The organism is Neorhizobium sp. T25_13 (assembly GCF_002968675.1).
Classification (GTDB): domain Bacteria; phylum Pseudomonadota; class Alphaproteobacteria; order Rhizobiales; family Rhizobiaceae; genus Neorhizobium; species Neorhizobium tomejilense.
In genome coordinates, this window is the sequence record NZ_PVBI01000008.1 from 220,792 (window position 1) to 241,526 (window position 20,735).

At 62.6% G+C, this 20,735-nt stretch carries 18 protein-coding genes; 15 read left to right on the top strand and 3 right to left on the bottom strand.

Annotated elements, in window-relative coordinates; genetic code table 11:
* Positions 1 to 27: 27 nt before the first annotated feature.
* Positions 28 to 1,131, top strand: a complete 1,104-nt coding sequence (locus tag C5J22_RS20205) for a Gfo/Idh/MocA family protein (RefSeq protein ID WP_105439674.1) — start codon at positions 28 to 30, stop codon at positions 1,129 to 1,131.
* Positions 1,132 to 1,149: 18 nt separating this feature from the next.
* Complete coding sequence (locus C5J22_RS20210) at positions 1,150 to 1,791, top strand: ThuA domain-containing protein (RefSeq protein WP_105439675.1); 642 nt, start codon at positions 1,150 to 1,152, stop codon at positions 1,789 to 1,791.
* A 309-nt stretch (positions 1,792 to 2,100) separates the two neighbouring features.
* Here the strand turns inward: C5J22_RS20210 and C5J22_RS20215 are convergent, their stop codons facing one another.
* Together C5J22_RS20215 and C5J22_RS20220 are read right to left on the bottom strand one after the other, a co-directional pair.
* Positions 2,101 to 4,092, bottom strand: coding sequence for an alpha-glucosidase (locus C5J22_RS20215; protein ID WP_105439676.1), 1,992 nt, complete (start codon positions 4,090 to 4,092; stop codon positions 2,101 to 2,103).
* A gap of 21 nt (positions 4,093 to 4,113) precedes the next feature.
* Complete coding sequence (locus C5J22_RS20220) at positions 4,114 to 4,818, bottom strand: GntR family transcriptional regulator (RefSeq protein WP_105439677.1); 705 nt, start codon at positions 4,816 to 4,818, stop codon at positions 4,114 to 4,116.
* A 104-nt stretch (positions 4,819 to 4,922) separates the two neighbouring features.
* Between C5J22_RS20220 and C5J22_RS20225 the strand changes: the two genes are divergently transcribed.
* The 5 genes from C5J22_RS20225 to C5J22_RS31310 all read left to right on the top strand — a co-directional run bounded on the left by C5J22_RS20225 (position 4,923) and on the right by C5J22_RS31310 (position 8,966).
* A complete protein-coding gene (locus tag C5J22_RS20225; protein ID WP_105439678.1) occupies positions 4,923 to 6,080 on the top strand; it encodes an LLM class flavin-dependent oxidoreductase in 1,158 nt (385 codons plus the stop codon).
* Positions 6,080 to 6,988, top strand: coding sequence for an aldo/keto reductase family oxidoreductase (locus tag C5J22_RS20230; RefSeq protein WP_105439679.1), 909 nt, complete (start codon positions 6,080 to 6,082; stop codon positions 6,986 to 6,988). Before C5J22_RS20225 ends, C5J22_RS20230 begins: the two co-directional genes overlap by 1 nt.
* On the top strand, positions 6,988 to 7,521 hold the full coding sequence (locus C5J22_RS20235; protein WP_371412653.1) for a flavin reductase family protein: 534 nt from the start codon (positions 6,988 to 6,990) through the stop codon (positions 7,519 to 7,521). Before C5J22_RS20230 ends, C5J22_RS20235 begins: the two co-directional genes overlap by 1 nt.
* Positions 7,522 to 7,614: 93 nt before the next feature.
* Positions 7,615 to 8,784, top strand: a complete 1,170-nt coding sequence (locus C5J22_RS20240) for a pyridoxal phosphate-dependent aminotransferase (RefSeq protein ID WP_105439681.1) — start codon at positions 7,615 to 7,617, stop codon at positions 8,782 to 8,784.
* Between the two features lie 29 nt (positions 8,785 to 8,813).
* A complete protein-coding gene (locus C5J22_RS31310; protein WP_172746718.1) occupies positions 8,814 to 8,966 on the top strand; it encodes a hypothetical protein in 153 nt (50 codons plus the stop codon).
* A gap of 171 nt (positions 8,967 to 9,137) precedes the next feature.
* Here C5J22_RS31310 and C5J22_RS20245 read toward each other — a convergent pair whose 3' ends face one another.
* Entirely contained in the window at positions 9,138 to 11,567 is a 2,430-nt protein-coding gene (locus tag C5J22_RS20245) for a DNA translocase FtsK (RefSeq protein WP_105439682.1), read from the bottom strand.
* A 153-nt stretch (positions 11,568 to 11,720) separates the two neighbouring features.
* Between C5J22_RS20245 and C5J22_RS20250 the strand changes: the two genes are divergently transcribed.
* The 8 genes from C5J22_RS20250 (at position 11,721) to C5J22_RS20285 (ending at position 20,726) form a co-directional block, all read left to right on the top strand.
* Positions 11,721 to 12,308, top strand: a complete 588-nt coding sequence (locus tag C5J22_RS20250) for an ANTAR domain-containing response regulator (RefSeq protein ID WP_105439683.1) — start codon at positions 11,721 to 11,723, stop codon at positions 12,306 to 12,308.
* Positions 12,309 to 12,345: 37 nt separating this feature from the next.
* Positions 12,346 to 13,623, top strand: coding sequence for a CmpA/NrtA family ABC transporter substrate-binding protein (locus C5J22_RS20255; RefSeq protein WP_205837207.1), 1,278 nt, complete (start codon positions 12,346 to 12,348; stop codon positions 13,621 to 13,623).
* A 345-nt stretch (positions 13,624 to 13,968) separates the two neighbouring features.
* Entirely contained in the window at positions 13,969 to 15,267 is a 1,299-nt protein-coding gene (locus C5J22_RS20260) for a CmpA/NrtA family ABC transporter substrate-binding protein (protein WP_105439684.1), read from the top strand.
* Positions 15,268 to 15,329: 62 nt separating this feature from the next.
* A complete protein-coding gene (gene ntrB / locus C5J22_RS20265; protein WP_105439685.1) occupies positions 15,330 to 16,223 on the top strand; it encodes a nitrate ABC transporter permease in 894 nt (297 codons plus the stop codon).
* Positions 16,224 to 16,233: 10 nt separating this feature from the next.
* Entirely contained in the window at positions 16,234 to 17,031 is a 798-nt protein-coding gene (locus C5J22_RS20270) for an ABC transporter ATP-binding protein (protein WP_046666387.1), read from the top strand.
* Positions 17,032 to 17,036: 5 nt separating this feature from the next.
* The gene (gene nirB, locus C5J22_RS20275) at positions 17,037 to 19,487 is read left to right on the top strand and encodes a nitrite reductase large subunit NirB (RefSeq protein ID WP_105439686.1); all 2,451 of its coding nucleotides are present in this window, start codon (positions 17,037 to 17,039) and stop codon (positions 19,485 to 19,487) included.
* A 4-nt stretch (positions 19,488 to 19,491) separates the two neighbouring features.
* Positions 19,492 to 19,827: a nitrite reductase small subunit NirD gene (gene nirD, locus C5J22_RS20280; protein ID WP_105403091.1), complete on the top strand. Its 336-nt coding sequence runs from the start codon at positions 19,492 to 19,494 to the stop codon at positions 19,825 to 19,827.
* A 47-nt stretch (positions 19,828 to 19,874) separates the two neighbouring features.
* The gene (locus C5J22_RS20285) at positions 19,875 to 20,726 is read left to right on the top strand and encodes a formate/nitrite transporter family protein (RefSeq protein ID WP_105439687.1); all 852 of its coding nucleotides are present in this window, start codon (positions 19,875 to 19,877) and stop codon (positions 20,724 to 20,726) included.
* Positions 20,727 to 20,735: the final 9 nt, after the last annotated feature.

The following is a 20,735-nucleotide window of genomic DNA, read 5'->3' on the forward strand; positions in this document are numbered from 1 at the left end:
AACATCAGCATTTATCGGGAGGAAAGTATGGATAAAGTCGGTATCGGCATCATCGGATGCGGCAATATTTCGGGCGCCTATCTGAAGGCGATGACATCCGCTTTTCCGATTCTCGATATCCGCGGGCTGGGCGATCTCAACCGCGATCTGGCCGAGGCGAAGGCTTCCGAATTCAATCTCCAGGCCCGTACCGTCGATGAACTGCTCGCCGATCCGAAGATCGAGATCATCGTCAACCTGACGATCCCCAAGGCGCATGTCGCGGTCGGGTTGCAGGCGCTCGATGCGGGCAAGCACACCTATTCGGAAAAACCTCTCGGGATTAATTTCGCGGAAGGGAAAAAATTGGCGGAGGCTGCAAAGGCCAAGGGCCTGCGCATCGGTGCCGCCCCCGACACCTTCCTCGGCGGCGGCCACCAGACTGCCCGCGAACTGATCGACCGGGGCGTCATCGGGATTCCGGTCGGCGGCACCGCCACCTTCATGTGCCCCGGCCACGAGCGCTGGCACCCGAACCCCGCCTTCTATTACGAGGTCGGCGGCGGCCCGATGCTCGATATGGGTCCCTATTACATCACCGATCTCGTCAACCTGCTCGGCCCGGTGTCGCAGGTGGCGGGATTTGCGATCACCCCCCGCAAGGAGCGCATCATCACCAGCGAGCCGCGCAACGGCGAGCGCATTCCGGTGCATGTTCCGACCCATGTGGCGGGTGTCATGGCCTTTGCCAACGGCGCTGTCGTGCAGATCGGCATGAGCTTCGACGTCGCCGGCCACAAGCATGTGCCGCTCGAAGTCTACGGCACCGAGGGCACTCTGATCGTGCCGGACCCGAACCGTTTTGAGGGGCCTGTCGGTTATCTGAAGAAGGGCGGCCAATTCGAGGACCAGCCCACGACGTTGCCCTATGCGGACGGCAACTACCGCTCGATCGGCGTCGCGGACCTGGCTCACGCGATCCGTTCCAACCGCCCGCACCGGGCGAACGGCGATCTGGCGCTGCATGTGCTGGAGGTCATGGAAGCCTTTCACACGGCCTCCGCCGAAGGGCGCACGGTCAAGATCACCACGGCGACGGAGCGGCCCGCTCCGCTGTCGGAATCGCTTGTTGACGGCCAGCTGGCGAAATAATTCTGGAGGAAGACTGAAATGCGTGAAGCACTCATCGTATGGGGCGGCTGGAGCGGCCACGAACCGCAGGAATGCGCCGAGATCATCAAGGACATGCTGGAGGAAGACGGTTTCAAGGTCTATCTCGAGCATTCGACCGAGGCCTTCGCCGACCCTTCGATCCATGATCTGAGCCTCATCGTGCCGATCATGACCATGTCGAAAATCGAGAAGGAAGAGGTGAAGAACCTCGCAGCAGCCGTTCAGAGCGGTGTCGGCATTGCCGGTTATCACGGCGGTGCGGGCGATGCCTTTCGTGAGTCGGTCGACTACCAGTTCATCATCGGCGGCCAGTGGGTCGCCCATCCCGGCAATATCATCGACTACACGGTCAACATCACGAAGCCGGATGATCCGCTGATGGAGGGGATCGCCGATTTCCCCTACACGTCCGAGCAATATTACATGCATGTCGACCCCTCTAACGAGGTGCTGGCGACGACGACGTTTACCGGCGACCACGCCTACTGGATCGACGGCGTCGTCATGCCGGTTGTCTGGAAGCGGAAATACGGAGAGGGCCGCGTCTTCTATTCCTCGCTCGGCCACCAGGCCAAGGAATTCGACGTGCCGCAAATGAAGACGATCTTCCGCCGCGGTGCCAACTGGGCGGCACGGTGAGGCGGGATTGACGACGGTGCGGCACACCAATCTCCCCCCTTGTGGGGGAGATGTCCGGCAGGACAGAGGGGGGTGCTGCGGCATACTCTTCGCCAGTCGAGTTCGCGGCGCCGCCGCGGGTTACCTCTCCCTTAGCGGGAGAGGTTACAAAATCATGATCTTAGCTTCAGCTAAGTCATAGATTTTGTTGGTGAGGGGGTCTGTCTTGCCAGAAACATCCCCTCACTTGCGATTTCCAACACTTAGCTGAAGCTAAGATGTTGAAATCGCTTTCTCTCCCGCAAGGGGAGAGATAGAGATGCCGCACCCTCAAATACCCTTCAACGCCGCAAACATTTCAGCAAAAGCCGCATCCGCCCGATAAAACACCGGCGGGCTACCGATCGGCGAGGCCACCGTCACCTCTTCCCCGCCTGCATATTCGACGCCGCTCCACACATGCACCCACCTCGCCCCTTCCGGCAGGTAGACGGTGCGCACATCCTGCGCCGCATGCCAGACCGGTGCCACCAGTAATTCCGGGCCGTAAAGATAGGCATCCTGAATGGCATAGGTCTTCGGATCATGCTCGTGATGCAGGAAGAGCGGCCGCTGCACCGGCAAGCCGCGGGCCGCCGCTTCCGCCGACAGCGTCTTCAAATACGGCGCCAGATGCACGTAGATCCGCGTCATCCGGGCGAAATGCTCCAGCACTTCCGGGTCCTGGTCGATCTGGATATTGTCACGCGGACGGTTGCCCTCGTGGCTGCGCATGACCGGTGTGAAGGCCGCCATCTCGGCCCAGCGCATCAGCAGTTCCGGCGTGCGGACATTGCCGAACAGGCTTGTATAACCGCCGATATCGGAATGGTGATAGGCGTTCCCGAGCAGGCCAGACGAGAGGGCGGCGCACATCACGGTGACCAGCCCGTCATGGCGCGAGAAGTCCACCGACTGGTCGCCGCCCCACAGCAGCGGGCAATGTTTCTGCACGCCGGTAAAGCCGGCTCGCATGAAGAACAGCGCCTCGCCCGTCTTGCCGCGGCTGGCGATCGCCTTGGCGTTGACTTCGGCCCAGAGGGTCGGCCAGGCATTGTGCATCAGCTTGGCATCGATGCCGTTCGCAAGTTCCACATCGATCGGCAGGTATTCACCGAAATCGGCCATCCAGCCGGTCAGTCCGAAATCGAGCATGCGGCGGCCGATGACTTCCTCGGCAAACCAATCGGCCGCTTGCCGGTTGGTGAAATCGACGACGCCGCAATCGAATTCGCCGAAATCGACGATCGCCGTGCGGCCAAGCTGGTCCTTGGCGAAATAGCCCGCCGCTTCCGCTTCCGGAAACAGCGAACCGTCGACGCAGAGATAGGGATTGACGTAGCCGAGGAAGCGGATGCCCTCGCCGTTCAGCTCGGCGATGCGCTGGCGCAGGTCCGGATAACGCTCGTCATTCGCCTGCCAGTCCCAGAAGAGGCGCGATCCGAACGAGGTCTGGCGAAGGCCGACCCAATCCTCGCACCAGAGGCCGGAGACCTGCACGCCGGCATTGCGCATCTTTTCCAGCCGCGCGAAGGAATTGACGCCGTCCTTGAGACCGATGATCGCGCCCTTGTAGACCCAGTCCGGCAGTTCCGGCTGCCGCCCGAACCGCAGCGACAGGGCCTCGACCAGTTCGACGAAATTCGGTGCGGCAAACAGCTCGATCCGCTCCGGCACGGCCCAGGCTTCGATCTCGTGAAACGTCTTGCGGCGGAAATCGAAGACGGAATAGGCGGTTGTCTCCACATGCAGGGCATAACGCGCCGAGGAAATGTAGGTCGGCTGCGGGTAGTTTGTGTTGTAATAGTCGCCGCCTGCCTTGTCCTTCAGGTCGGACTTGAAGGTGATCTCGCTCGTCTTGTCGCGGCCGACGCCGGGCTCCGAGGTCCAGAGCGGAAAGCGGCGGCCCCGCATGTCGAAATAGGACATCTGCTCGCCGCCGCCCCAGACATGCTCGTCATTGTCCGCATGGACGCGTATCCAGAAGCGGTTGATCGTCTCGTCCAATGAGCGGAAATGCACGGCGGTTTCGGAGATCGTCAGCTCCAGCCGCGGCGCCCGGCCCTCCGCCTCCGACAGGCTGACCACATTGCCGGCAACCTCCGCATGGCGCAGAGCGCTGCGCTCGACGATGTAATCCTCGACCTCGAAATTGCCGCGGTACATGTCCATCCGCTCCTGCCCCTGGCCGACAAATATGCAGGGCGAGGCAGCGCTGTGCCGCAGGATGCTGCGGCCGTTCAGCGAGATGGAAAAACCGTCTTGTGTCGTCTCGAATTTCATCTTGTCGGTACTCGATTGTTTCTACCGCAGCCGCGATACGTATCGCGCCACGGAATGGTCGAACCATGTGCGGGAAACCTCGGCCAGGGCGCCGTCCTGCGCCTGGCTCATGCGCAGCACATGGGGGATTGGCGCGCCCGGCTTCTGGCCGAAGGCCGGCGGCGCCCAGTCGGGCACGGTGTCGAGGTCGATCTTGTCTTCCGCCCGGACGATCCAGAGACCGAGCCGCGTGCGGTAGTAGAGATAAAGCGATTCCGACAGGTCTTCCGGCGTGATCGCGGCCACATAGGAGCCGTCGAGCCAGATCTCCTCGATCGCCGCGACCTTGCCCGACAGCCGACGGATGCGGCGGATGCGATGCCCTTCCGGCGAAAAACCGAACCTCGGCAGGTCCTTGGGTTTGTCGAGCCGCATCACGTCGAGCAATTCCGCGGTCGGCAGGCCGCCGCCCTGGATCAGCTCCAGCCGGAACATCGCATAAACGCTCTTCGGATCGCTGATCGCCCGGACGTAATTGCCAGACCCCTGCACCCGTTCCAGCAGCCCGCGGTTCTGCAGTTCCGCCAGCGCCTTGCGCAGCGTGCCGACCGCAATGCCGAGCTGCACCGCCATGTCGCGCTCCGGCGCCAGCTTCTCGCCGTCGACCAGACGGCCGGCCGCGATGTCGCGAACCAGCAGTTCGGCGATTTGCAGATAGATCGGCAGACTGCCGGGATAACTGTCCATAAGCCGTTTCCCCCTCCCCAGGGAATGACCCACTCAAATTGATACACTATTGATTTACACGAACGCGGATGATATTCAAGTCCCAGGAGTCGAGGAGAATTTTGATGACCGTCGTGCCCATAACATCCCCGGATCTCGATGCCGCCGAGGTATCCTGGTTCGCCGCCCTGTGCTCGGACGACTACGCCTATCTCGGCGTCCCGGATGACGCGTTGAAGTCTAGCTGGGAGCATTGCTCCGACATCGTCAGGCGCGCCGAGACGCTCGGCTTCCGCAACATTCTCTGCCCCTCGTCCTATCAGGTCGGCCAGGACACGCTGAGCTTCGCCGCAGCCGCCTCGCAAATTACGAACAGGATCAATCTCCTGGCCGCGATCCGCTGTGGCGAAATGCAGCCGATCATGCTCGCCCGCACGGTCGCCACGCTCGACCACATGCTGAAGGGCCGGCTGACACTCAACGTCATCAGCTCCGATTTCCCCGGCGAAGTCGCCGACAGCGCCTTCCGTTATCGCCGCAGCCACGAGGTCGTGCAGATTCTCCGCCAGGCCTGGACCCGCGACACGATCGACCACGAGGGCGAGGTCTACAATTTCAAGGGCGTCACCACCGAACCGGCGAGGCCCTACCAGCAGAACGGCGGCCCGCTTCTCTATTTCGGCGGTTATTCGCCGGATGCGCTGGAGCTCTGCGGCGCCCAATGCGACGTCTACCTGATGTGGCCGGAAACCCGGGACCAGCTGGCCGAGCGCATGAAGGCGGTCCATGCCCGCGCCGCCGCCCATGGCCGGACGCTCGATTACGGCCTGCGTGTCCACATGATCGTCCGCGACACAGAGAAAGAGGCCCGTGAATATGCGGAGCATCTGGTCTCGAAACTGGACGACGAATATGGCCGGCTGATCCGCAGCCGCGCCCATGACAGCACCTCGCTCGGCGTCTCGCACCAGGCGAAGGCCCGCGAACTCGCCGACAAGTTCGGCTATGTCGAACCTCACCTCTGGACCGGCATCGGCCGGGCTCGCTCCGGCTGCGGCGCGGCACTTGTCGGCTCCGCCGACCAAGTGCTTTCGGAAATCGAAGCCTACAAGAAGATGGGGATCCGGGCCTTCATCTTTTCGGGCTACCCGCATCTCGACGAAGCGGAACATTTCGGCCAGAAGGTGCTGCCCGAGCTCAAGACCTGTTCGCTGCCGCATGCCTATGGCCGCGTGCCGGCCGAGACACCCGCAACGCCGCTCGGCAACGGGAGACGACACTGATGGCCCCTCATCACCTAGATCGCATTCAACTTTCGCCCGATCTCCAGCTCAGCCGCCTCGTTTACGGCATGTGGCGGATCGGCGACGATGCCGATACCTCGCCGAAACATGTCCAGGCGAAGATCGAAGCCTGCCTGGCGCAGGGCATCACCACCATGGACCAGGCCGACATCTATGGCGGCTATACGGCGGAAGCGATTTTCGGGGGGGCGCTGAAGGCCTCGCCTTCGCTACGTGACAAAATCGAGATCGTCACCAAATGCGGCATCGTCGCGCCGGCCGGCCGCCATTCCGCTGTCCGCGGCAAGCACTACGATACCAGTGCGGCCCACATCACTGCGTCGGTCGAGGCCTCGCTGCGCGACATGGCGACGGACCGTATCGATCTGCTGCTGATCCACAGGCCCGATCCGTTGATGGATCCGGACGAAACCGGCCCGGCGCTCGATGCCCTGGTCGCATCCGGCAAGGTTGGCGCCGTCGGCGTCTCGAACTTCCGCCCCTGGGATTTCTCGCTGCTGCAATCCTCCATGGAGGCCGAACTCGTCACCAACCAGATCGAGATCAGCCTCCTCGCCTCCGAGGCATTCACCAATGGCGATCTCGCCTATCTGCAGGAGCGCAACATCGCGCCGATGGCCTGGTCACCGCTCGCCCGCGGCGGCATCTTCCAACCAGAACACCAGCCTCTGATGGCCGTGCTTGAACGGGTAGCGGAAGAACAAGGCGTCAACGCGTCGGCTGTGGCGCTGGCCTGGCTGCTGCACCACCCGGCAAACATTCTTCCGATCATCGGCACCAACAATATCGCCCGTATCGCCACGAGCGCGGACGCCGCCAAGGTGACGATCGATCGCCAGACCTGGTTCGAACTCTACACGGCCGCAATCGGAAAGCAGGTGCCATGATGATCACTGCCGACACCGCAAGCATAACCAGCGAACAGATCTTCGTTCCGGATGCATCGACCGCGCGGCATTATCGCAATGCGCTCGGCGCGTTCACGACCGGTGTGACTGTGGTGACGGCAACAACTCCGGATGGCCCGATCGGCATGACGGTCAACAGCTTCACCTCGGTGTCGCTCGATCCGCCGCTGGTCCTCTGGTCGCCGGCCAAGAGCTCGTCACGCCATGCCGCCTTCACGGCAGCAGGCCACTTCGCCATCCATGTGCTGAGCGCCGACCAGGACCTGTTGAGTGCCCGGTTCACGCGCGGCGGCCTGGGGTTCGAAGAGCTGTTCTGGAACCACAACAACGAAGGCGTGCCGGTCATACCCGGCACGCTCGCTCGCTTCGAATGCGAGCTCTCCTCGATGCACGACGCCGGCGATCACACGCTGATCCTCGGTCGTGTGCTGCGCGCAGCCCACCGCGAGGGCGATCCGCTGTGTTTCTCCCGCGGCACTTTCGGCCGTTTCGCGAGCACCACCAGCCAGTAAAGACCAAAATCCGCCGCGGAAAATATTGACCCGCGGGCGCGGTTGGGCCAAGTCAGTTTTGCGACAAACCAGCCAGGACCGACAGGGCAATCCATGACAATCATCAGACCGGAGATCAGCGCCCGCGCCGCGGCAGCGCCCCGCAGCGGCATTGGCGAGATCGTCACCTATGCCCGAGGCCGCGAAAACCTGATGCCGCTCTGGATCGGCGAAGGCGACCTGCCGACACCCGATTTCATCACCCGCGTCGCCAGCGAGGCGCTGCTTGCCGGCGAGACCTTCTACACCTGGACCCAAGGCATCCCGGCGCTCCGAGAGTCGATCGTCCGTTATTACCAGCGGCACTACGGGCGGGATCTGTCGGTCGACAATATCTACGTCACCGGCTCCGGCATGCAGTCGATCGTGCTCGCCATCCAGACCGTCGCCTCCGCCGGTGACGAGATCGTTTATCTCTCTCCCGCCTGGCCGAACGTCGTCAATGCCATCGGCGTTTCGGAAGCCAAGCCGGTTACCGTCGAGCTCGGCTTTACCGACGGCCGCTGGGTGCTCGACATCGACCGGCTGAAGGCGGCGATCACCCCGAAGACCAGCGCGCTCTTCATCAACTCGCCCTCCAACCCGACCGGCTGGACCGCGACCCATGACGATCTCAAGGCCGTCCTCGAACTCGCCCGCAAGCACGGCCTGTGGATCGTCGCCGACGAGATCTACGGTCTCTATTATTTCGAAGGCGCCCGCGCGCCGTCTTTCATGGACGTCATGGAGCCGGAAGACCGGATCATCTTCGCCAATTCCTTCTCGAAGAACTGGTGCATGACCGGCTGGCGCGTCGGCTGGATGGTCGCACCGGCGGAAATCGGCCAGACGCTGACCAACCTCATCCAGTATTCGACCTCGGGCGTCGCTCAGTTCATGCAGAAGGGCGCGATTGCCGCCCTCGAACAGGGCGACGACTTCGTCCGCACCAATATCGAACGGGCGCGAAAGTCACGCGACATCCTCTGCGACGCGCTGATCGCTACCAACCGTGTGGAAACCCTAAAACCCGCCGGCGCCCTCTATGCCTTCTTGAAGATCGACGGCGTCACCGACAGCCGCGAGGAAGCCTTCAGGATCGTCGACAAGACCGGTGTCGGCCTTGCTCCGGGAACCGCCTTCGGCCCAGGCGGACAAGGCTTCATGCGCGCCTGTTTCCTGCGCGATCCGCTGCAGGTCGAGGATGCCGCCAACCGGCTCAGCGACTATATCCGCAGCCGGTGATCCGCCGGAGCCCTCGATCCGGGTGCCGCATGACCAGAATTCTGTTGATCCTTGTCCTCACTCTGGCGAGCTTCGGTCCCGCCCGTGCCGAGGACGCCAGAGTCGAAGCCTGGGCCAAGGAGGCGTCGATGAAAGTCGGTACCGCAAGCAGTTTCCTGCCCTTCATCTGCCGGAAGCGGTAAGAACGTGACGATTTGGGCGGAACTTTCCACCCATCAACCCTCATTCCTGTGCTTGTCACAGGAATCCAGCAACCGCGCGTCGGCGCGGTGGAAGACTCCTCTCAGCCCAAAGACTTGGGCTGGCTGGATCCCTGTGACAAGCACAGGGATGAGGAGCCGGAGGGGCACGCCTTAGTCCCCAAAATCCTCGCCTGCGGCGGAACGTCCGCCGGCAATGATCTCGCGTTTGCCGACATGGTTGGCGGGGCCGACCAGGCCTTCCTGCTCCATACGTTCGACCAGAGAGGCGGCGCGGTTGTAACCGACCGAGAGGCGGCGCTGGATATAGGAGGTCGAGCACTTGCGGTCCTTCATGACCACCTTGACGGCCTTGTCGTAAAGTTCGTCGCTGTCGTCTCCGCCCATCGCGCTCTTGTCGAACACGGCTTCCTGGCCCGACACGTCCTCGTCTTCCTCGTCGTCTTCGTCCTCGGTGACCGTGCCGAGATAATCCGGCCGGCCTTGCGTCTTCAGGTGGCGGACCACCAGTTCGACTTCGGCGTCCGAAACGAACGGGCCGTGGACGCGGGAAATCCGCCCGCCGCCGGCCATATGCAGCATGTCGCCCTGGCCGAGCAGGTGCTCCGCACCCTGCTCGCCGAGAATGGTACGGCTGTCGATCTTCGATGTCACCTGGAAGGAGATGCGGGTCGGGAAGTTGGCCTTGATCGTGCCGGTGATGACGTCGACCGACGGGCGCTGGGTCGCCATGATCACATGGATGCCGGCGGCACGCGCCATCTGCGCCAGGCGCTGCACGGCGCCTTCGATATCCTTGCCGGCGACCATCATCAGGTCGGCCATCTCGTCGATGATGACGACGATATAAGGCATCGGCGAGAGATCCATCTCCTGCTCTTCGTAGAGGATTTCGCCCGTCTGCCGGTCGAAGCCCGCCTGGACGCTGACGGTGATGACCTCGCCCTTTTCGCGGGCACCCGCGGCGCGCTGATTGTAGCCGTCGATATTGCGCACGCCGAGGCGCGACATCTTCTTGTAGCGATCCTCCATCTCGCGGACCGCCCATTTCAGCGCCAGGACGGCCTTCTTGGGATCGGTCACGACCGGCGTCAGCAGGTGCGGAATACCGTCATAGACGGAAAGCTCCAGCATCTTCGGATCGATCATGATCAGCCGGCATTCCTCCGGCCGAAGCCGGTAGAGAAGCGACAGGATCATCGTATTGATGGCGACCGATTTGCCCGAGCCGGTGGTGCCGGCGACGAGTAGATGCGGCATTTTTGCGAGTTCGGCGATGACCGGTTCGCCGCCGATCGTCTTGCCGAGGCAGAGAGCCAGCCGGTGCTTGGTCTCCCAATAGTCCTCGCACTCGATCAGTTCGCGGAAATACACGGTCTCGCGCGTCGCGTTCGGCAGTTCGATGCCGATCACGTTGCGGCCGGGCACCACGGCGACGCGGGCCGAGAGCGCCGACATCGAACGGGCGATATCGTCCGCAAGGCCGATGACCCGCGAGGATTTGACGCCCGGCGCCGGCTCGAATTCATAAAGCGTCACGACCGGGCCCGGCCGCACATCGATAATCTCGCCGCGGATGCCGAAATCCTCGAGAATGCTTTCGAGCAGGCCGGCGCTCTGTTGTAGCGCATCCGGCTGCATCGCCTGGCCGCGCTCACCCTGCGGTTCCTGCAGCAGCGAGATCGGCGGGAATTCGTATTCCGCCTCTGCCGGCCGGACGGTCCGCGGGCGGAGGATTTCGGGTTGAGCGACGATCGGGGCCGCCGTGACCAAGGCGGGTGCGGGTGCCGGTGCCGGCACCTGTGCGACAGGGGCAGGCGCCGGTTCGACCACCGGTGCCCTAGCCTTCACCACGCGCTGCGGAGCGACCCGGACAGGTGCAACGGGCTCCGGCGCCTTCACTGGCTCCGGTCTCGGAGACGGCGCAACGACCACGGTTCTGGCCACGCTTCTGCGCGGTACTTCACGATAAAGCGCCGTCACCGGTTCGCCCGGCTGCACCACGGCAACCGCGATTGGCGGTTCGGCCGGCTGAACGCCGGTTTCCACAACCACCGGACCCTCGAGTTCGAAGGGCATGGCGTCCCAGAAGGCGAAATCGGAGATCGCGATATCTTGGCGCGGCACCGCGATTGGCGCTGCCTCCTCAAGCCGCTCGGGCTGTACGACGGTAGGCGTTTCCGGCACATGATAACGCATCGTCGCCGCAAGCTGCTGCAGGCCCGCGATCTGTTCGATCGGGGCGGCGAGCGCCTCGCCGGCGACCTGCGAATCATCCGCGGCCGGGGTCAGGAACGCTTCGGACGGGATGATTTCGATCTGCTCGGCAACCGGCGCTTCGGCCTGCTCCGCAGGAGCCTGTCCGACATTCGCCTTGCGGGCCAGAGCGCTTTCGGGCGTGCGGGTGAACCGCACGTTCGGGGCCAGCCGGAACGCCGCCTGCCATGGCGCCTGCTCGATCGCCGACTGGTTGAGATCAGCCAGATTCTGGCGGCGAAGACCCGGCTGCGCCGGGTCGACAGCGTCGTCTTCGGCGTTGGAAAGGTCAGAACTCTGAGGATGATTATTGCGTGAGAACTGCATGACAACCAGACGAGATACGGGAAGGGCACATTCTCATAGGAAGTAGAAAATAAAGGTTAACTGGTTCTTTCCAAGCGGCGAATGATGTCATGAAATCGGTCGGAGTGCCGGTAACCCTTGCCAAGATTGTTGCACTGCGTCATCACTATAAGAATGCCGGCACCCGATCTCACCATTCTGGTCATCGATGAAAATGCCATCCGCGCTTCCATCATCGAGGAAGGGCTGCGGGAGGCTGGGCATAGCAAAGTCACCGTCATCCACGAGGTCCAGGGCGTCGCGCGCATCATCGAAACGTTGAAGCCGGACGTTATCGTCATCGATATCGAGAACCCCAACCGCGACATGATGGAGCATCTGTTCCAGCTGACCCGCACCGTCAGCCGCCCGATCGCCATGTTCGTCGACCGTTCCGATACGGCCCTGATCGAGGCCGCGATGGATGCGGGCGTCTCGGCCTATGTGGTCGACGGGCTGAAGAAGGAGCGCGTCAAGGCGATCCTCGACATGGCGGTCAGCCGCTTCAACGCCTTCAGCCGGCTTCAGCGGGAGCTCGCCGAGGCGAAATCGGCGCTCGAGGAGCGCAAGGTGATCGAGCGGGCCAAGGGCATTCTGATGAAGATGCGCGGCCTGTCGGAAGAAGACGCGTTTGCGCTGCTACGCCAGACGGCGATGAACGAAAAGAAAAAGATGTCGGAGATCGCGCAAAGCGTGGTCACGGCAGCGGGCCTGTTGATGTGATGGTTCCGAGCACCGAAATGTCCGGGAGAAAGCCGGAGTGAACATGATGATGAATACCGACCGATCCGGAAGCAACCTCTCCGCCCCTACCCGTTCGAACGGCGAGGGGCCGAAGGTCCTGCGCGCCGGGTTCATCCCGCTGGTCGACGCTTCCGTGCTGATCGCCGCCGCCGAATTCGGCTTTGCCGCAAAGGAGGGGCTGACCCTCGATCTGGTCAAGGACGTGTCCTGGGCCAATGTCCGCGACCGCCTCGCCTTCCGCCAGTTCGACATTGCCCACATGCTGTCGCCGATGCCGGTCGCCTCCATGCTGGGGCTCGGCTCCAACCCCTCACCCACCATCACGCCGTTTTCGCTTGGCCGCGGCGGCAATGCGATCACGCTTTCGACGCGGCTTTTCGAGCGCATGCGCGAGGTCGGCGGGATATCGGAAACCGCAGGCGCCCTGGAGAACGCAAAGGCGCTCGCCAGCGTGCTCGAAACGATGAGGGAACGCGGCGAAGCACTGCCGATGTTCGGCGTGACCTATCCCTTCTCCTCCCATAATTACGAATTCCGCTACTGGCTCGCCGCTGGCGGAATAGACCCGGACAGGGATGTGAAACTCGTCGTCGTGCCCCCGCCGATGACCTCCGATGCACTGGCAGCCGGCGCCATCGACGGCTTCTGTGTCGGCGCGCCATGGAACATGGTCGCATCCGAACGCGGGGTCGGCCGGATTGTCGCCGCCAAGCACGATATCTGGCCCTCGGCACCGGAAAAAGTGATCGCCATGCGGCCGGAATGGGCGGAAAGCCATCCCGAAACCGTCTCCCGTCTCATCGTCGCGCTCGATGCCGCGGCCCGCTGGTGCGACAAGGCCGAAAACCACGACGCGCTCGCCGAAGTGCTTGCGGCCCCCCGTTTCATCGCCGCGCCGGTCGATATCATCCGTCACGTATTGTCCGGCGAATTCAGCCTTGATGCCAAGGGCAACCGCCGCGTCATTGCCGACTATTTCACCTTCCACCGCGGATTTGCCAACTATCCGCGGCCGAGCCATGCACTGTGGCTCTACAGCCAGATGATCCGCTGGGGTCAGATCGAATTCAGCGAACAAGGCCTGCGGGCAGCGGCGGCTGCCTATCGCCCCGATCTCTACCGCGCCGCCCTTGGCATCGGCCCAGCGGAACCGGACGTCGGCATCGAAGGAGACCGAAGCGGTGACCGCTTCATGGACGGCCATGTGTTCGACCCCTCGAACATGATGGATTACGTCCGGGATTTCGCCGTCCGAAGCTCTCTCCCTGCCCATTCTGACCGTCAGGACGTCTGAAATTCCGGCAAGTGCTGCACAGCATTTGGCGCCCTTAGTTTGGCAAACGCACAAAAATATTGCAGCGCGATAAGCTGCCGACAATTTAAGCCAAATCTTTCAGAACCGAAATTTTGTTGTTTTTCAGCGACCTAGCAGGCCGCTCGAAAACTGGCACGGCCTTTGCTTATTAGAAATTGCTCCGGTCAATGGCGACTGGAGCAGTTAGGCGCGTGATAAGCGCTTTCAAAGACATCGACGTCGCAAGGTTTTTGCTGCCCGGAACTCCTCCCAGTTCCCAGGCGCGATCTCCAAGCGGCGTTTTTTTGTGCCTAATTCCTAAGAACCAGCAGAGGGAACCTGCGCATGACCAAGATTTTGATGAGCGGCATCACCCGTCGCAGCCTGATCAAGACGACAGCTACCGCCGCCCTCATCGGCGCCGTCAAGACCGCATTCCCATCCGGCGCCTTCGCAGCCGGGGCCGGCCCCGAGGTGAAGGGCATCAAGCTCGGCTACATCGCGCTCACCGACGCCGCCCCTTTGATTATCGCCAAGGAAAAGGGTCTTTTCGAAAAGTACGGCCTGCCGGACGTCGATGTCGCCAAGCAGGCTTCCTGGGGTGCGACCCGCGACAACCTCGTGCTCGGCGGCGCTTCGAACGGCATCGACGGAGCCCATATTCTGACCCCGATGCCCTACCTCATGCACACCGGCAAGGTGACCCAGAACAACAAGCCCGTGCCGATGGCGATCCTTGCCCGCCTCAACCTCGACAGCCAGGGCATCTCGGCCGCCAAGGAATATGCCGACACCGGCGTGCAGCTCGACGCCTCCAAGCTGAAGGCGGCGTTTGAGAAAAAGAAGGCCGAAGGCAAGGAGATCAAGGCCGCCATGACCTTCCCGGGCGGCACCCATGACCTCTGGCTCCGCTACTGGCTCGCCGCCGGTGGCATCGACCCCAACAAGGACGTCTCGACCATCGTCGTGCCGCCGCCGCAGATGGTGGCGAACATGAAGGTCGGCAACATGGACGTCTTCTGTGTCGGCGAACCCTGGAACGAACAGCTCGTCAACCAGGGCATCGGCTTCACGGCGGCCACCACCGGCGAACTCTGGAAGGGCCATCCGGAAAAGGCGCTCGGCGTACGCGCCGACTGGATCGAGAAGAACCCGAACGCCGCCAAGGCCCTGCTGATGGCTGTGATGGAAGCCCAGCAATGGTGCGAAAGCATGGACAACAAGGTGGAGATGGCCGAAATCCTCGGGCGCCGTCAGTGGTTCAACGTGCCGCCGAAGGACGTCCTCGGTCGCCTGAAGGGCGACATCAACTACGGCAACGGCCGTGTCGCCAATGGCACCGATCTCTACATGAAGTTCTGGAAGGACGGCGCGTCCTACCCGTTCAAGAGCCACGATAGCTGGTTCATGGCCGAGAACATCCGCTGGGGTTACCTGCCTGCCAATACCGACATCAAGGCGCTGGTCAACCAGGTGAACCGCGAGGACATCTGGCGCGCCGCCGCCAAGGATCTCGGGGTCGCGGCAGCCGACATCCCGGCCTCCTCTTCGCGCGGCAAGGAGACCTTCTTCGACGGCAAGGTCTTCGATCCGGAAAACCCCTCGGCCTATCTCGACAGCCTTTCGATCAAGGCGGCGTCCTGATTTCCCCACCTCCGGCGCGTGGACGCACGCGCCGGCCTTTTCCCTTTCTAAGGAGCGCGCAGATGTCCGCCCTGGCAAAAAAAGAAAATGTTTCCGCAGTCGCTACCGCAAAGCCGGCAGCAACTATCGTCCCCTTTTCCGGCAAGCCCGTATCGAGGATCGATTTCAAGCAGATCGGCATGACGACGCTGCGCAACGTCGTGCCGCCGGTTATCGTGCTGGCGCTGATCCTGCTCGTCTGGCAAGTCCTCTGTTCGGCGCCGAATGCCTCGCTCCCCTCGCCGCATGTGGTCTGGACGGAAGCCTATGACCTGATCGCCTATCCGTTCTTCGTCCACGGTTCGCAGGATATCGGGCTCGGCTGGCGGGTACTGGTCTCGCTGCAGCGCGTCGCCTACGGGTTTGGCCTCGCCGCCGTGACCGGCGTCATCGTCGGTGCGATCATCGGACAATCGATCTGGGCGATGCGCGGCCTCGACCCGATCTTCCAGGTGCTGCGCACCGTGCCGCCGCTCGCCTGGCTGCCGCTGTCGCTCGCCGCCTTCCAGGATTCGAGCCCCTCCGCGATCTTCGTGATCTTCATCACCTCGATCTGGCCGGTGATCATCAACACCGCCGTCGGGGTGCGCAACATCCCGCAGGACTATCGCAATGTCGCGCAGGTGCTGCGGCTGAACCAGATCGAATTCTTCTTCAAGATCATGCTGCCGTCGGCCGCCCCGTACATCTTCACGGGCCTCAGGATCGGCGTCGGCCTCTCCTGGCTCGCCATCGTCGCAGCCGAGATGCTCACCGGCGGCGTCGGCATCGGCTTCTTCATCTGGGATGCGTGGAACTCGTCGCGCCTGCCCGACATCATCGTCGCGCTCGCTTATATCGGCATTGTCGGCTTCGCCCTCGACAAGTTGGTTTCCGCGCTCGGCAAGATCATCACCCGCGGCGCTTCGGCAAACTGAGGAGCGGACCATGAACGCCTACCTGAAGCTCGATCATATCGACAAGCATTTCGACCGCGGCGGCAATCGCGCCGAGGTTCTGAAGGACATCAACCTGACGATCTCCAAGGGGGAATTCGTCTCGATCATCGGCCATTCCGGCTGCGGCAAGTCCACGCTGCTCAACCTCATTGCCGGGCTGACGCCCGTCTCGGCGGGCGCTGTGCTGCTCGAAAATCGTGAGGTCAACGCACCGGGTCCGGAACGCGCCGTCGTTTTCCAGAACCACTCGCTGCTGCCCTGGCTGACGGTCTACGAAAACGTCAACCTGGCCGTCTCGAAAGTCTTCGGCCGCACCAAGACCAAGGCGCAGCGGCATGACTGGGTCATGGAAAACTTGGACCTCGTGCAGATGGCTCACGCCAAGGACAAGCGCCCGGCGGAAATATCCGGCGGCATGAAGCAGCGCGTCGGCATTGCCCGGGCCCTGTCCATGGAACCGAAGATCCTGCTGCTCGACGAACCCTTCGGCGCCCTCGACGCCCTGACGCGTGCCCATCTGCAGGACGCGGTCATGGAGATCCACAGCCGTCTCGGCAACACCATGGTGATGATCACCCACGATGTCGATGAAGCGGTACTGCTTTCCGACCGCATCGTGATGATGACCAACGGTCCCGCCGCCCATATCGGCGAAGTGCTCGACGTGCCGATCGCACGCCCGCGCAACCGCATCGAGCTTGCTTCCGACCGCACATATCTCAAGTGCCGCGAGGCAGTCCTGAAATTCCTCTACGAACGCCACCGCTTCGTCGAAGCCGCGGAGTAAGAACCATGACAGAAAAACTCATCATCATCGGCAATGGCATGGCGCCGGGACGCATGCTGGAGCATCTCTTCGAACAGGCGCCCGGCCGCTACGAAGTCACGATCTTCAACGCTGAGCCGCGCGTCAACTACGACCGCATCATGCTTTCGCCGGTGCTTTCCGGCGAAAAGAGCTTCGAGCAGATCGTCATCCATGGCGACGGCTGGTACATCGACCACGGCATCACGCTCTACAAGGGCCACAAGATCGTCGCGATCGACCGGGCGGCGAAGACCGTTACCTCCGATCACGGCGTCACCGAAAGCTACGACAAGCTGGTGATCGCCACCGGCTCTGTGCCGTTCATCATCCCCGTACCGGGCAAGGACCTGCCGGGCGTCATCACCTATCGCGACCTCGACGATGTCCAGGCCATGCTTCTCGCCGCCCAGTCTCGCGAAAAGGCGATCGTCATCGGCGGTGGCCTGCTCGGCCTCGAAGCAGCCGCCGGCCTCGCCCAGCGCGGGATGGACGTGACCGTGCTGCACGTGATGCCGACGCTGATGGAGCGCCAGCTCGATCCGGCCGCCGGTTACCTGCTGCAGAAGGCCGTCGAAGAACGCGGCATCAAGGTGATCTGCAAGGCCAATACCAAACAGATCATCGGCAATGGCAAGGTCGAGGGCGTCGAACTCGATAACGGCACGATCATTCCGGCGACGCTGGTGGTCATGGCCGTCGGCATCCGTCCGAGCGCCGGCCTCGCCAAGGAAGCAGGCCTCGCGGTCAATCGCGGCATCGTCGTTGATGCGGGAATGCAGACGTCTGACGGCGACATCTATTCCATCGGCGAATGCGCCGAAGTGGGCGGCATGGTCTACGGCCTCGTCGCACCGCTCTACGAAATGGCCCGCATCGCGGCGTCGCATCTGGCAGGCGACACCAAGCCGGCCTTCGTGCATTCCGACACGCCGACAAAGCTCAAGGTCACCGGCATCGACCTCTATTCGCTCGGCGACTTCGCCGATGGCGACGACCGCCAGGAAATCGTGCTGCGCGATGCCACCGCCGGCATCTACAAGCGCCTCGTTCTGAAGGACAACCGCATTATCGGCACGGTCCTTTACGGCGAGACCTCCGATGGCGCCTGGTTCAACGACCTGAAGAAGAAGGCGACCGATATTACGGAGATGCGCGACACGCTGATCTTCGGCCAGGCCTACCAGGGAGGGTCCCCGCTGGACCCTATGGCGGCCGTTGCAGCCTTGCCGGATGATGCAGAAATCTGCGGCTGCAACGGCGTCTGCAAGGGCAAGATCACCTCGACGATCACCGCGAAGGGCCTGACATCGCTCGACGACGTGCGTGCCCACACCAAGGCCTCCGCCTCCTGCGGCACCTGCACCGGCCTCGTCGAACAGCTGATGGCGATCACGCTTGGCGATGCCTACAATCCGAAGGCCGTGCAGCCGATGTGCACCTGCACCGAACTCGGCCATGACGACGTGCGCCGCCTGATCAAGGCGAAGGGCCTGAAGACCATCCCGGCGGTCATGCAGGAACTGGAATGGAAGACATCCTGCGGCTGCGCCAAATGCCGCCCGGCGCTCAACTACTACCTCGTCTGCGACTGGCCGGATGAATATGCCGACGATTACCAGTCGCGCTACATCAACGAACGCGTCCACGCCAACATTCAGAAGGACGGTACCTATTCCGTCGTGCCGCGGATGTGGGGCGGCGTCACCAATTCGCAGGAATTGAGGGCGATCGCCGACGTCGTCGACAAGTTCGAGATCCCGATGGTGAAGGTCACCGGCGGCCAGCGCATCGACCTTCTCGGCATCGAGAAGGAAGACCTACCTGCCGTCTGGGCCGATCTCGGCAAGGCCGGCTTCATCTCCGGCCAGGCCTATGCCAAGGGCCTACGCACGGTAAAGACCTGCGTCGGCTCCGATTGGTGCCGCTTCGGAACGCAGGATTCCACCGGCCTCGGCATCCGCATCGAGAAATTCATGTGGGGCTCCTGGACACCGGCCAAGTTGAAGATGGCCGTCTCGGGGTGTCCGCGCAACTGTGCGGAAGCAACCTGCAAGGACATCGGCGTCATCTGCGTGGACTCGGGCTTCGAGATCCATTTCGCCGGCGCCGCGGGCCTCGACATCAAGGGTACCGAAGTGCTCGGCCTGGTGAAGACCGAGGACGAAGCGCTCGAATACATCGTCGCACTCACGCAGATGTACCGCGAACAGGGTCGTTATCTCGAGCGCATCTACAAATGGGCGAAGCGCATCGGCCTCGACGAAATCCGCCGGCAGATCATGACCGATACGGAGAAGCGCGAGGCCTATTACGAGCGTTTCGTCTTCTCCCAGAAGTTCGCCCAGGTCGACCCGTGGTCGGAGCGTGTCTCCGGCAAGGACAAACACGAGTTCCGGCCGATGGCGACGGTCGGCTACCCGCATGCAGCCGAGTGAGGAGATGAGCATGAACTGGATCGCGATCGGCAAGCTGACCGACATTCCGCTCCGCGGCGCGCGCTGCGTGAAAACGCCCCAAGGCAAGATCGGCGTGTTCCGCACCGCCGAAAACCAGGTCTTCGCCATCGAAGATCACTGCCCTCACAAGGGTGGACCGCTCAGCCAGGGCATCGTGCACGGCACCTCGGTGACGTGTCCGCTGCACAACTGGGTGATTTCGCTCGAAACCGGCAAGGCGCTCGGCGCCGACGAAGGCTCGGTCCGGACCATCCGGCTCGAACTGCGCGGCGAAGACATCTTCATGGCACTCGAAGAACAGTTGGCCGCGGCCGAATAATCGGCGCGGCCCTTACCAACGATCTACTCTAGGGAGACAAGAAAAAAATGTCCTATGTGCATCCCACTGAATTCGTGACGAAGATGATCGATGCTGGCGAGGCAAAGATCTTGATGTCCACGCGCGACACCCTGATCCGGGCTTTCATGGCGGGCGCCATTCTTGCGCTTTCCGCAGCCTTCGCCGTCACCATCACGGTGCAGACCGGCAACGCTCTCGCCGGCGGCATCCTCTTCCCGGTCGGCTTCTGCCTTCTCTACCTCATGGGCTTCGATCTCCTGACGGGCGTCTTCACGCTTACACCGCTCGCCCTGATCGACAAGCGGCCGGGTGTGACCGCCGGCGGCGTGATGCGCAACTGGACGCTCGTCTTCGTCGGCAATTTCGCCGGCGCCTTCCTTGTTGCGGTGATGATGGCGATCATCTTCACCTTCGGCTTCAGCGAGGCACCAAACGAAGTCGGCCAGAGGATCGGTCATATCGGCGAAGGCCGCACGCTCGGTTATGCGGCACACGGCGCGGCGGGCATGCTGACGCTCTTCGTCCGCGGCGTTCTCTGCAACTGGATGGTTTCGACCGGCGTCGTCGCCGCGATGATGTCGACCTCCGTGTCCGGCAAGGTCATCGGCATGTGGATGCCGATCATGCTGTTCTTCTACATGGGCTTCGAACATTCCATCGTGAACATGTTCCTGTTCCCCTCCGGCCTGCTGCTGGGCGGCAAGTTCTCGATCATGGATTACCTGATCTGGAACGAAATCCCGACCGTCATCGGCAATCTTGTCGGCGGCCTCACCTTCGTCGGCCTCACCCTCTATTCGACCCATGGCCGCAAGAAGGGCAAACAGAGCGTTCCGGCCAGCCATATCGGCAATCCTGCCGGCGTTCCGGCGGAGTGAACCGATGGG